The organism is Streptomyces albus subsp. chlorinus (assembly GCF_013302895.1).
Classification (GTDB): Bacteria; Actinomycetota; Actinomycetes; order Streptomycetales; family Streptomycetaceae; genus Streptomyces; species Streptomyces chlorinus.
In genome coordinates this window covers 2032955-2045688 of the sequence record NZ_VJOK01000001.1, presented here as the reverse complement: position 1 = coordinate 2045688, position 12734 = coordinate 2032955, and the positions used below count along the sequence as shown (strand labels likewise).

Here is a 12734-nt window from a genome sequence, read left to right as displayed (position 1 = left end):
CCGAGGCCGTGCTGCCGACGGTACGGCAGCTGGCCGCCGAGCACCCGCTGGACGAACCGCTCCAGGCCCTGCTGCTGCGCGCCCTGCGGGACGCGGGCCGTGCCGCCGAGGCCCTGGCCGCGTACGAGGACATCCGTGCCCGCCTCGCCGAGCGGCTCGGCACCGACCCCGGCGCCGAGCTCCGCGCCCTGCACACCGAACTGCTGTCCGGGGGCCACCCCGCACCCCCGTCCCCATCCGCACCCTCGACCCCACCCGCTGCCCCCTCCTCCCCGTCCCCCTCCCACCACGCTCCGTCCCCCTCCCACCACGCTCCGGCGCCCTCCCACCACACGCCGACGCCGATGCCGATGCCGGCTCCGGCCCCGACTCCGAAGGCGGCCCAGGCCCCCGCCCCGGCCCCGGCGGACCCCCGGCACCCTGGCGCCCCGAGGGCCGCCGACGCCCCGCGTACTCCGGGTGGTGCGGTGGGCCGGGGAGCCCCGCGCGTCCCGGCGGGTGTGGGCACCCCCGGTGCCCTGCGCGCCCGGCTGACCTCCTTCGTCGGGCGCGAGGAGGAGATCCGCGTGCTGGGGAAGGAGCTGGGTGCCGCGCGGCTGGTGACGCTCACCGGGCCGGGCGGCGCGGGCAAGACGCGGCTGTCCCTGGAGGCCGCCGCCCGGGCGAGCGCCGGGCCCGGGTCCGGGTGGGAGGACGGCGTGTGGGTGGTCGAACTGGCCGCCGTACGCGAGCAGGACGGCCACCGGGCCACGGCCGAGGCCGTCCTCACCGCGCTGGGCGGACGGGAGACCGTGCTGACCGGCTCCACCGCCGAGGGGCTGCGCGCGGCGGCCGACCCGGCCGCCGGCGATCCGCTGGCCCAGCTCGCCGAGTACTGCGCGGCCCGGCGCATGCTGCTGGTGCTGGACAACTGCGAGCACCTCATCGACGCGGCGGCGCGGGTCGTCGAGACGCTGCTGGTGGAGTGCCCCGGCGTCACCGTGCTGGCCACCAGCCGCGAACCCCTGGGCGTGCCCGGCGAGTCGGTGCGGCCCGTCGGGCCGCTGCCCGATCCGGTCGCGCTGCGGCTGCTGGCCGACCGGGGCGCCTCGGCGCGCCCCGGCTTCAGCACGGACGAGGACCCGGAGGCGTGCGCGGAGATCTGCCGGCGCCTCGACGGGCTGCCGCTGGCGATCGAGCTGGCGGCGGCGCGGCTGCGGTCCCTCACGCCCCGCCAGCTCGCCCAGCGGCTCGACCACCGCTTCCGCCTGCTGACCAGCGGCAGCCGCACCGTGCTGCCCCGCCAGCAGACGCTGCGCGCGGTCGTCGACTGGTCGTGGGAGCTGCTGGGTGAGCGGGAGCGGGCCGTGCTGCGGCGGCTGTCGGTCTTCGCGGGCGGCTGCGCGCTGGAGCAGGCCGAGGAGGTCTGCGCGGATCTCGACCCGGCGGGTGAGGAGGCGGGCGGCGGCATCGCCGCGCTGCTGGGTTCCCTTGTCGACAAGTCGCTGGTGACGGCCGTACCCGGTGAGGACACCGGCGGCATGCGCTACCGGCTGCTGGAGACCGTCGCCGAGTACGCCGCCGAGAAGCTGGAGGAGGTCCCCGGCGAGCGGGAGCGGGCCGAGCGCCGCCACCTGGTGGCCTACCGCGAACTGGCCCGCACCGCCGACCCGCTGCTGCGCGGACCGCGGCAGGCGGCGTGGCTGGAGCGGCTGGAGCGCGAGCACGACAACCTCCGTACGGCGCTGCGCCGGGCACTGGCCGCCCGCGACGAGCACGAGGCGCTCTGCATGGTGCTGTCCCTGAACTGGTTCTGGCAGCTGCGCGGCCACCGCGGCGACAGGCAGACCTGGGCCACCGCGTCCCTCGCCCTCGGGCCCGACCCCTTCGCCTCGCCGGTGCGCCCCGCGCCGCCGCTGTACGAGTCGTGCACCCAGTCGCCCCCGCCCATGAGCGAGGAACTGCTGTGGGAGGCCAGACGCGGGGTGCGGCTGATGCTGCTGACGGACGCCGAGGAGGGCATCGAGCAGTTGCGGAGCCCCGAGCGGCAGGCCGAGCTGCGCAACATCACCCGCGTCTACAGCCCCGGCATGCCCCAGGTCTGCCGGCTGCCCGGCTGCATGTGGCTGTTCGCCTGGCTGATGACGGACAGCTTCGACGCGCTGCGACGGCTCGCCGACGCGGCGGTGGAGGGCTGCCGCCGGCTGGGCTACGAGTGGGAGCTGGCCTATGTGCTCCAGCTACGGACCAAGATCACCAGTGACCGTCCCGCCTCCTGGGACCAGGCCGCGGCGGACGCGGCCGAGAGCCTGGAGATCTTCCGCAGGGTCGGGGACGCCTGGGGCGAGGCCGAGGCGCTCTCGGGCCGGGCCGAGGCGCTCACGGCCCGCGGCCGGTTCGCCGAGGCCGCCGAGGACTGCCGGCTGGCCATCGCGCGGGCCGAGCTGCTCGGCGCGCACAGCCAGGTGCCCTACCTCAAGGCGCGGCTCGGCTCCGTCCTGGTGGAGCTGGACGACCCGGAGCAGGCAGCGGAGGGCGAGCGGCTGCTGCGGAAGGCGGCCGAGGAAGCCGAGCGCCTGCCCGGGGACGGCCCCAACTTCGCGGCGATCCAGCTGGCCGTGCACCTGACCCGCACGGGCGAGGCCGCGCGGGCCCGGGAGCTGCTGGAACCGCTGGAGGCGGAGTTCGAGGACCGGGCGCCGCAGCTGTTCGCGGGCATGGTGCAGGGCATCCTGGCGTGGACGTACCTCGTCTCGGGCGAGCCGGCCGAGGCGCTGGCCAAGGTGCGGGTCTCCATCGGCAAGACCCGCGACCTGATGGCGGACGCGATCACCCCGCACCTGACGCTCAGCCAACTGCTGACGGCGGCGCGGGCGCTGGCCGCGCTCGGCCGGGGCGAGGAGGCGGGCAGGCTGCTGGGCGCCTACGACAGCCTCACGGGGCTGCCGCCGGGGTGCTTCCCGCTCCCCGTCGAGCGCGAGTCGCGGCAGGCCGCCGAGCGGGCGGTGCGCGAAGCGCTGCCACAGGAGGCGTTCGCCGCCGCCCACGCCGCGGGCGACGGCCTCCGTCTGGAAGAGGCCGTCGCCCTGGTACGGGAGGCGTGACGGGCCGCGCCTGCGCACCCGGCGTCAGACCTTGCTGCGGAACTTGGCGATGGCGAACGGCGCCGTCACCAGCGTCAGGCCGACGGACCAGATCACCGTCCACATCACCGGGCCGGCGATCCCGCCGTGGCCCAGCATCAGGCCGCGGGCCGCGTCGGCCAGGTGCGTGAGCGGGTTGACGTCGGTGAACGCCTTCAGCCAGCCGGGCATCGTGCCGGGCGGCACGAAGACCGAGGAGCCGAACTGCAGCGGCATCAGCACCAGGAAGGAGACGCCCTGCACCGCCTGCGCGGTGTTCATCGTCAGACCCAGCAGGATGAATATCCACAACAGCGAGGCCCCGAACAGCGCGGTCAGGCCGATGGCGCCGAGCATGCCCAGCCAGTGCCCGTGGATCTCGAAACCGCACAGGAAGCCCACGGTCAGCAGCACGACGATGGCCACCAGCATGCGGCCGACCTCGACCAGGGATTTGGCGATCAGCACCGAGGAGCGGGCGATCGGCATGGACCGGAAGCGGTCCATCACGCCCTTGCGGAAGTCCTCGTTGATGCCCGTGCCGACGGCCATCGCGATGGACATGCCCATCATGCCCATCATGCCGGGGATCAGATACTGCACGTACTGCTGCCGGCCCTGGCCGCCGCCCTGGCCGCCGATGGCGCCGCCGAAGACGTAGACGAACAGCAGCGTGAAGACGATGGGCATCAGCAGCGCGTCCATCATCGACTCGGGGTCCTGCTTGATCTGGAGCGCGTTGCGGCGGACCAGCGCCCCGATGTGCCGCAGGTTGGCCCGCAGCCCGATACGGCCCTCGTCCGCTCCGGGCTTCTGCGGCGCCGGGGTGCGGCCGGGCGGGATCCGGGTCTCCTCGGCGCGGGGCGTCTTGACGGTGGCGGTGCTCACGCCGCGACCTCCTCGAGCTCGTTCTCGTCGTCCTGGTGGGTGGCCTTCTGGCCGGTGAGGGCCAGGAACACCTCGTCCAGGCTGGGCAGATGGGTGGCGATGTCGGCGATGGCGAAGCCGCGCTCGCCCAGCAGGCCCACCACGGCCGTCAGCTGTTCGTCGCTGACGATGGGCACGCTGACCACGCCCGCGTCCTCGCTGGCCGTCGCGCCCGCGATCCCGTCCAGACCCGACTGGGCCAGGGCGCCGACCATCCGGGCCAGCTCGCCCGGGTCGGCCGGCCGGATCTCCAGCGTGCGGCCGCCGACCTTCGCCTTCAGCTCGGGCACCCGCCCCTCGGCGATGACCCGGCCCCGGTCGACGACCGTCAGCTCGCTGGCGAGCTGCTCGGCCTCCTCCATGTACTGCGTGGTGAGCAGCACGGTGTTGCCGTCGGCGACGATGTTCTTCACCTCGTCCCACACCTCGTTGCGGGTGCGCGGGTCGAGGCCGGTGGTGGGCTCGTCCAGGTACAGCACCTTCGGGCGGCCGATCATGGAGGCCGCCAGGTCGAGCCTGCGGCGCATACCGCCGCTGTACTTGCTCGCGGGGCGCCGGGCCGCCTCGGTGAGGGAGAACCGCTCCAGCAGCTCGTCGGCGCGCTTGCGGGCCTCCGAGCGGGGCAGATCGAGCAGGCGCCCGATCATGTAGAGGTTCTCCCAGCCCGACAGCTTCTCGTCGACCGAGGCGTACTGCCCGGTGAGGCCTATCGTGCGGCGGAGCTGGCGGGGCTGGCGCACCACGTCGTAGCCGGCGACCCTCGCCGTGCCCGCGTCGGGCGGCAGCAGGGTGGAGAGCATCCTCACGAGCGTCGTCTTGCCCGCACCGTTGGGACCGAGCACGCCCATCACGGTGCCCTCGCGCACATCGAGGTCGATGCCGTCCACGGCCTTCGTCTCCCCGAAGTGTTTGACCAGTCCGCGGACCTCGACCGCGTTCGTCGTCTTCTCTCGCGTCATGTCCGACAATGTGCCAGACGCCACCGACAGCCGACCGACAGCGAGCCGACAGCCCGCTCGCGGGGGCTGTCGGCCCGCTGTCGGTGCGGGTGCCCGGCTCCTCGGCGGGCCGGGCCCCGGTGGGTGCGCGGGGCCCGGCCCGCCGTCACCGGGGCCCGGTCTTTGTCACTCGAAGGAGTGCTCCGGTGCCGGGAAGGCCCCCGAGGTGACGTCCTCGGCGAAGGCGCGGGCGGCCTCGCCCAGGGCGCCGCGCAGCTCCGCGTACCGCTTCACGAAGCGGGGGAGCCTGCCCGGTGTGAGGCCCGCCATATCGGTCCAGACCAGGACCTGGGCGTCGCAGTCGTGGCCGGCGCCGATTCCGACGGTCGGCACGTGCAGGGCCTGGGTGACCTCGGCGGCGACGGGCGCGGGCACCATCTCCATGACCACGGCGAAGGCCCCCGCGTCCTGGACGGCCTTGGCGTCGCGCAGCAGCTGCTGCGCCGCCTCCTCGCCGCGGCCCTGCACCCGGTAGCCCATCGCGTGCACGGACTGCGGGGTCAGCCCGATGTGGGCCATCACCGGGATGCCGGAGCGCACCAGCAGGTCGATCTGGCCGGCCGAGCGTTCGCCGCCCTCCAGCTTCACGGCCTGGGCCCCGGCCTCCTTGACCAGCCGGGTGGCGCTGCGCAGCGCCTGGACCTCGCCCTCCTGGTACGAGCCGAACGGCAGGTCGGCGACGACGAGGGCGCGGCTGGTGCCCCGTACGACGGCCGCCGTGAGCATGGCGATCTCGTCCATGGTGACGGGTACGGTCGTCTCGTAGCCGAGGTGGCAGTTGCCCATCGAGTCGCCGACGAGCAGCACCGGGATGCCCGCCTCGTCGAAGACGGAGGCGGTCATCGCGTCGTACGCGGTGAGCATGGGCCACCTCTCGCCCCGCTCCTTGGCGAGTGCGAGGTCGCGCACGGTCACACGACGGTTACGGGTTCCCCCGTAAAGGGTCTGTGGCATGACTGGGTCTCCTGGATGTCGTCTCGAAGCGCCCTGACGGCGTCTCCGGAACCGCTGTCCATGCTGGCACGCCCCTCCGGCCACCGGTAGGGGCCCGGCGGCGGCCGGAGCGATATGCGCGTTCTGTCACAACCACTGATCCGCCCTCACCTGCCGGAACCCGACGGCCGCCTCCTCTCGTCCTCCCAGCAGACCCGCACCGGAACACCGGTCTCCGGGCGGCGGGAACGGACTCGGGCGAAACGGCGGTCGGACCGAGAGGTTCACCTTGATGAGAACCGCAATCGCCTATGGTTCATCGGGCACCAGCACAGGCAAGTGAGGACGGCGGATGGCGCGCGCGTACACGTCGGAGGCCAGGTACAGCGAGGACGGCGACTCCAGGACGGGGTTCCTCGCCCGGCTTTCACGGCACACCGACGACCGGGGCCGCGGCGTCCTGAGAGGGTGGTCGGGCCCGGGGAAGTGGCGGCGCGGCTGGATCCTGGCGGCGGTCGCCGTGATCCTGGCGCTCGCGCTCTCCCTGCACGCCGAGATCCCCAACTCCATCGGCAACCTGGGCTCCCTGTGGGAGACGTTCCTGCCGTGGGGCGGGGTGCTGATCGTCGTGCTGCTCGTCCTGGCCCTGCTGCGCCGCTCCACCACCGCGCTGATCGCGCTGGTGCTGCCGACGCTGGTGTGGCTGAACCTGTTCGGCGGGGTGTTCGGGGACAAGACCTCCGGGGCGTCCGGGGACCTCACCGTCGTCACCCACAACGTCAACGCGGACAACCCCGACCCGCGGGGCACCGCCCGGGCGCTGGCGTCCTCCGGCGCCGACGTGGTCGCGCTGGAGGAGGTCTCCTCGGCGCAGGCCGGCGTCTACCGGACGGGGCTGCGCAAGGCGTACCCGTACCACAAGCTCACCGGCACGGTCGGGATCTGGAGCAAGTACCCGCTGAGCGACGCCCGGCCTGTTGACCTCAAGATCGGCTGGCCCCGCGCCATGCGCGCCACCGTCGCGACACCCAAGGGGAAGGTGGCCGTCTACGCCGCGCACCTGCCGTCCGTCCGCGTGCAGTTCCGTGCGGGCTTCACGGCCGGACAGCGGGACGGCAGCGCCGACGCGCTCGGCGCGGCCATCTCCCACGACCCGGCCGGCAAGGTCGTCCTCCTCGGCGACCTCAACGGGACCATGAACGACCGCGCCCTGGCCCCCATCACGGCCCAGCTGCGCTCCGCGCAGGGCGCCGCGGGCAACGGCTTCGGCTTCAGCTGGCCTGCCTCGTTCCCGATGGCGCGGATCGACCAGATCATGGTGAAGGGCGCGGACCCCGTCTCGGCGTGGACGCTGCCCCCCACCGGGAGCGACCACCTGCCCGTCGCGGCCAAAATCGACCTGACGGACTGAGGGGAGCCCGGGTTCGTCCGCGCGTAACGCCGCGTTTTGCACCCTGGAACATCCGGCTGCGAGACTTTGTTGCACGGCAAAACATAAAGGGGTGGCTGCGCGCCGCCCCGAGGCGGGCCGTCACGGCGGCCCGCCTCTCCGTGTCCGCTCAGCAACGTGACCACTCAGCAACGCATCGCAGTCCTTACGCGTCGAAAGGTTCTTTCCGCATGCCTCTGGCTCTGCTCGCACTCGCCGTGGGCGCCTTCGGGATCGGCACCACCGAGTTCGTGATGATGGGCCTGCTGCCGAACGTCGCCGACGATCTCGGCACGTCCGTACCGACCGCGGGGTACCTCGTCTCCGCCTACGCCCTCGGTGTCGTCCTCGGCGCACCCCTGCTGACCGCCGTCGGCGCCCGCGTCCCGCGCAAGCTGATGCTGCTGCTGTTGATGGGACTGTTCACCCTCGGCAACCTCGCCTCCGCCCTCGCCCCCGGCTTCGCCACCCTGCTGGCCGGACGCGTGCTGGCGGGACTGCCGCACGGCGCCTTCTTCGGCGTCGGCGCCGTGGTCGCGGCGCGGCTGGTCAAGGAGGGCCGGGCGGCCCGCGCGGTGGCCACCATGTTCCTCGGGCTGACCGTCGCCAACATCGTCGGCGTCCCCGGCGGCACCGCGCTGGGCCAGCAGCTCGGCTGGCGGGCCACCTTCGTCGTCGTCACCCTCATCGGGCTGGTCGCGATGGTCTCCCTCGCCCTGCTGGTGCCGCGCCTGCCGCTGGAGCACCAGGGCGGCGTCAAGCACGAGCTGCGGGCGCTGGGCAACCGCCAGGTCGTCCTCGGGCTGCTGACCGCCGTCTTCGGCTTCGGCGGGGTCTTCGCCGTCTACAGCTACCTCGCCTCGATGATGACCGAGGTCACCGGCCTCGCGGAGTCCTCCGTGACCTGGGTGCTCGCCCTCTTCGGCATCGGCATGACGCTCGGCACCCTGGTGGCCGGGCCGCTGACCGACCGCGCCCCGCGCCGCACCCTCTACACGGCGCTCGGCCTGATGGCGGCGCTCATGCTCACCTTCCACTTCGCCGCCCCGGTGAAGTGGGCCGCGCTGGTGCTGGTGGGGCTGCTGGGGGCCGTCGGCTTCCTGATCACCACGCCCGTCCAGATGCTGGTGATGCGGGCCGCCTCCGACGCGCCGACGCTGGCCTCGGCCTCCAACCACTCCGCGTTCAACCTCGCCAACGCGGGCGGCGCCTGGCTCGGCGGCGTCGTCATCGCGGCCGGCTGGGGCTGGATGTCCCCGACCCTCGTCGGCGCGGTGCTCGCCCTGGCGGGGCTGGCCATCGCTGTCGTGGCCGGTGCCCTCGCGCGGGGCGAGTCCCGGGTGGTCGCCCGCGCGGGTGAACTCCCCCTGGAAGCGCACTCTTCCCACTAGCCGGTTCCCCGCGCCCCCCACGGGGCGCGGGGAACCGCGCGCCCGGCCGGGTCGGACTCGCGGTCCGCGTCCTACGCGAGGGGCACCCTTTGACCGGCCCGGCCCCGGGCGCACCCGGCCCAGGAGCGGGTGCTGTCAGCGGCGGTCGGGGGTCTGCAGATAGGCCAGGGTCATGTCGCTGAGCTGGTCGGCGTACCAGCTCCAGGAGTCCTGGTCGTCGAGGCCGTCGGGGCGCAGTGCGGCGTGGACGCAGGCTCCGAGCACGGTGCGGGCCACGGCGTCGAGGGCCGCGTGGGGATCAGTGCGCCGGATCTCGTCCAGGTAAGGGGTCGCGGCCTCGTGCAGGAGGCGGCGGACCTCGGCCGCGGTCCGCGCGGCCCGCTCGCTCAGGCCGACCGCCTGGCCGGGCAGCAGGCCGGCGATGAAGCGGCTGCCGGACGCGTAGGAGTACGCCAGAGCGTGGGCGAAGGCGTCCAGCACGCCCGGCAGTGAGGGTTCGCAGTCGTCGAGCCGCGCGGCCAGGTGGGCTTCCAGCCGCTGGAGGGTGCGCTCGCTCAAGGCGGTGAGGAGCTGGTCCTTGCCTTCGAAGCGCCGGTAGATCGATCCGACCGCAACGCCGGCGCGCTGCGCGACCCGCGTCATCGTCAGCTCTTCCACCCCGTCCGTGGTGACCAGGTCCTCGGCTGCCTGCAGTACGCGCTGCAAGGTCTCGCGGCTGCGTGCCTGGCGAGGCTCCCGGTAGTGCTTCCGAGCCTGAGGGTCGTCGATCACACCCGGCATCCTACTGAGCGTTCCCCGCGCGCAGCCCTTGACAGCGGTCATCACCCGCGTATTATGTGAATGTGAATTCGCATTCACGACAGTGGTCCGAAGAGGCGGGATCCGCCCCGCCTGGCCGGTGTGAGCCGCCGGCTCGCGTGCACGGTGGACCGGTTCCTCCCCGGCGGGGACCACGTCATCGCCGCCGCCGTCGCCGACGCACACGCCGGCGACACCGCAGGCCCTCTCACCCACCACTGTCACCGGTTCGGCACCCATGCCGTGGCCAGAGGCCTGACCGCAGGACGAACAACGTCGAACGCATCGCCGGACGCTCCGACAGCGCCGGCGCGCTTCACCGCACCACGAAGGGAACACCATGAACACCAGCACCGATGCGCACATGGACACCGGCACCGGCGCGGATGTCGTGGTACGCGTCATCTACCCGTCCGCCGCCCCGGACTCGACGATCGAGGGGCACTGCGAACACCTGGCGATCGAATTCCGCAGCTGGATCCGCAACGCGGCGGCTGCGCCCCGATGACCGGCCGGCGACCTGTGTTCCTCCGCCCCGAAGACACGCTCACGGAAGACACACCGATGGATTTCAGGGGAAAGAAAGCCCTGGTCACCGGCTCCGGCGCGATCGGTGGGCTGGGGCACGCGGTGGCGAAGGTCCTCGCCGCCGGTGGCGCGGACGTGACGGTCAGCGGACGCGACCCGGAGCGCGGCGCCCGGGTCGTCGAGGACATCGGCGGTCACACCGGCTTCCTGCGGGCCGACCTGAACGAGAGCGAGGAGGTGCGGCGGCTCGCCGACGCGGCCCAAGACGTCGATGTCCTGGTCAACAACGCGGCTGTCCTGCTCGGTGCGACGCGGGATCTCGACGCGTACGACGAGGCATTCGCCGTCAACGTGCGGGCACCGTTCCTGCTCACTACAGCCCTGGCACCACACATGGCCGCACGTGGAGGCGGAAGCATCGTCAACATCTCCTCGACGGCCGCCGGGATCGGCATGCCCGGCATGGCCGTCTACGGTGCGACCAAAGCGGCACTGGAATCCCTGACCCGCGCCTGGGCGGCCGAGTACGCCCCCATGAAGGTGCGCGTCAACGCCGTCTCCCCCGGCCCGATGCGCTCCACGAAGGCAGTCGCCGAGCTGGGCCAGGACGTCGGCGGTTTCGGCGAAACGGTGCCGATGGCTCGCGCGGCCGACCCGGCGGAGGTCGCCGAGGTGGTTGCCTTCGTGGCCAGTCACCGGGCGGGGTTCGTCACCGGCGCGACCGTCGCCGCCGACGGGGGCCGCTCAGCGATCTGACCGCCCGCCGCTGCCTGCCTCACTCACTCTCGCGGTGAGCCGGGCAGCGGCCCACGAGACCAGCTCGCGCCGCCGGGATTGTGGAGCATGGGGCCCGTAAGGGGGCCTCAGTCCTCGCGCCAGGCGTTGGTGATCGGCAGGCGGCGGTCCTTGCCGAAGCCCTTGGGGGAGATCTTGGTGCCCGGCGGGTACTGGCGCCGCTTGTACTCGGCGCGGTCCGTCATCCGCAGCACCCGGCCGACCGTCCCGGCGTCGAAGCCGGCCGCCACGATCGCCGCGGCCCCCTGGTCGCCGTCCACGTACCGCTTCAGGATGCGGTCGAGGACGTCGTAGTCGGGCAGCGAGTCGGTGTCCACCTGGCCCGGGGCCAGCTCGGCGCTCGGCGGCTTGGTGATGGAGCGCTCGGGGATGGGCGGGGTCTCGCCGCGCTCGCGGGCCGCCCGGTTGCGCCACTTCGCCAGCCGGAAGATGTTCGTCTTGTAGACGTCCTTGATCGGTCCGTAGGCGCCCACCGAGTCCCCGTAGAGCGTCGAGTAGCCGACGGCCAGCTCGGACTTGTTGCCCGGCGCGAGCACGATGTGCCCCTCCTGGTTGGAGACGGCCATCAGCAGGGTGCCGCGCAGCCGGGACTGGAGGTTCTCCTCGGCGAGCCCGGTGAGGCCCAGCGCGTCCATGTACGCGGTGAACATCGGCTCGATCTCGACGGTGCGGAAGTTCAGGCCGGTGCGCTCGGCCAGCTCGGCGGCGTCCTCCTTAGAGTGCTCCGAGGAGTAGCGGGAGGGCATGGCGATGCCGTACACGTTCTCCGCGCCCACCGCGTCGCAGGCGATCGCGGCGGTGAGCGCCGAGTCGATGCCGCCGGACAGGCCGATCAGTACGGAGGGGAAGCCGTTCTTGACGGCGTAGGCGCGCAGGCCGACCACCAGCGCGGTGTAGATCTCCTCGTCGTCCTCCATGCGCGGCGCCTCGCTGCCGAAGAAGGCCGGCTCGTAGGCGGGCGGCGGCTCGGCGGAGACGGTCCGGTGCTCGACGCGCAGCCCGTCGTCCACCACGCCCGAGGGCGCCGCGCCGGCCGCGGCGGGCAGCTCCAGGTCCAGGAGCAGGCAGGTCTCCTCGAACTGCGGGGCCCGGGCGATGACCTGCCCGTCCGCGCCGACGACGATCGAGTCGCCGTCGAAGACCAGCTCGTCCTGGCCGCCCGCCATGGCCAGGTAGGCCGTGGTGCAGCCCGCTTCCTGGGCGCGCTTGCGGACCAGCTCCAGGCGGGTGTCGTCCTTGTCGCGCTCGTAGGGCGAGGCGTTGACCGACAGCAGCAGCCCGGCGCCCACGGCGCGCGCCGCCGGGACCCGGCCGCCCTCCTGCCACAGGTCCTCGCAGATGGCGAGCGCCACATCGACGCCGTTGACCCGTACGACGGGCAGGGTGTCGCCCGGCACGAAGTAGCGGAACTCGTCGAAGACGCCGTAGTTGGGCAGGTGGTGCTTGGCGAAGGTCAGCACCACCTCGCCGCGGTGCAGCACCGCCGCAGCGTTCTGCGGGGCGCCGGCGGGCTGGCCGTACCGGGGCTGGGCCTGCTCGCAGCGGTCCAGGTACCCGACGACGACGGGCACCTCGCCCAGCCCCTCGTCGGCCAGCCGCCGGGCGAGGTCGTGCACCGCCGTGCGGCTCGCCTCGACGAAGGAGCGGCGCAGGGCCAGGTCCTCCACCGGGTAGCCGGTCAGCACCATCTCGGGGAACGCGACGAGATGGGCGCCCTGCTCGACGGAGTGCCGGGCCCACCGCAGGACGCGGGAGGCGTTGCCCTCCAGGTCGCCGACGGTGGAGTCGGTCTGATTCAGCGCGAGACGTAGTTGAGCCACGCAGCCGAGTGTAA

At 73.2% G+C, this 12734-nt stretch carries 10 protein-coding genes; 5 read left to right on the top strand and 5 right to left on the bottom strand.

Annotation, left to right across the window (positions count from 1 at the left end):
- Positions 1-3083 (top strand): BTAD domain-containing putative transcriptional regulator (locus tag FM076_RS09170; protein ID WP_180217741.1); only part of this gene is annotated, 3083 nt, incomplete at its 5' end.
- 24 nt (positions 3084-3107) lie between these two features.
- On the opposite strand, the gene FM076_RS09165 is transcribed toward FM076_RS09170, so the two are convergent.
- The 3 genes from FM076_RS09165 to panB form a co-directional block, all read right to left on the bottom strand.
- On the bottom strand, positions 3108-3989 hold the full coding sequence (locus FM076_RS09165) for an ABC transporter permease (protein ID WP_428814762.1): 882 nt from the start codon (positions 3987-3989) through the stop codon (positions 3108-3110).
- Positions 3986-4987 carry an ATP-binding cassette domain-containing protein gene (locus FM076_RS09160; RefSeq protein WP_173869419.1) on the bottom strand — a complete coding sequence of 334 codons (1002 nt, stop codon included), beginning with the start codon at positions 4985-4987 and terminating at the stop codon, positions 3986-3988. The genes FM076_RS09165 and FM076_RS09160 overlap by 4 nt, the downstream gene beginning before the upstream one ends.
- Positions 4988-5152: 165 nt before the next feature.
- Entirely contained in the window at positions 5153-5980 is an 828-nt protein-coding gene (panB, locus tag FM076_RS09155; RefSeq protein WP_173869418.1) for a 3-methyl-2-oxobutanoate hydroxymethyltransferase, read from the bottom strand.
- Positions 5981-6311: 331 nt separating this feature from the next.
- Here panB and FM076_RS09150 point away from each other — a divergent pair, with 331 nt between their 5' ends.
- Together FM076_RS09150 and FM076_RS09145 are read left to right on the top strand one after the other, a co-directional pair.
- The gene (locus FM076_RS09150) at positions 6312-7370 is read left to right on the top strand and encodes an endonuclease/exonuclease/phosphatase family protein (protein ID WP_173869417.1); all 1059 of its coding nucleotides are present in this window, start codon (positions 6312-6314) and stop codon (positions 7368-7370) included.
- A gap of 209 nt (positions 7371-7579) precedes the next feature.
- Positions 7580-8779 carry an MFS transporter gene (locus tag FM076_RS09145; protein ID WP_173869416.1) on the top strand — a complete coding sequence of 400 codons (1200 nt, stop codon included), beginning with the start codon at positions 7580-7582 and terminating at the stop codon, positions 8777-8779.
- 135 nt (positions 8780-8914) lie between these two features.
- Here FM076_RS09145 and FM076_RS09140 read toward each other — a convergent pair whose 3' ends face one another.
- The gene (locus tag FM076_RS09140) at positions 8915-9559 is read right to left on the bottom strand and encodes a TetR/AcrR family transcriptional regulator (RefSeq protein ID WP_173869415.1); all 645 of its coding nucleotides are present in this window, start codon (positions 9557-9559) and stop codon (positions 8915-8917) included.
- Between the two features lie 358 nt (positions 9560-9917).
- Here FM076_RS09140 and FM076_RS09135 point away from each other — a divergent pair, with 358 nt between their 5' ends.
- Entirely contained in the window at positions 9918-10085 is a 168-nt protein-coding gene (locus FM076_RS09135) for a hypothetical protein (RefSeq protein WP_173867890.1), read from the top strand.
- 56 nt (positions 10086-10141) lie between these two features.
- On the top strand, positions 10142-10861 hold the full coding sequence (locus FM076_RS09130; RefSeq protein ID WP_173869414.1) for an SDR family NAD(P)-dependent oxidoreductase: 720 nt from the start codon (positions 10142-10144) through the stop codon (positions 10859-10861).
- A 107-nt stretch (positions 10862-10968) separates the two neighbouring features.
- Here FM076_RS09130 and FM076_RS09125 read toward each other — a convergent pair whose 3' ends face one another.
- Positions 10969-12720 (bottom strand): NAD+ synthase, encoded by a 1752-nt coding sequence (locus FM076_RS09125; protein WP_173869413.1) that lies wholly within the window; start codon positions 12718-12720, stop codon positions 10969-10971.
- Positions 12721-12734: the final 14 nt, after the last annotated feature.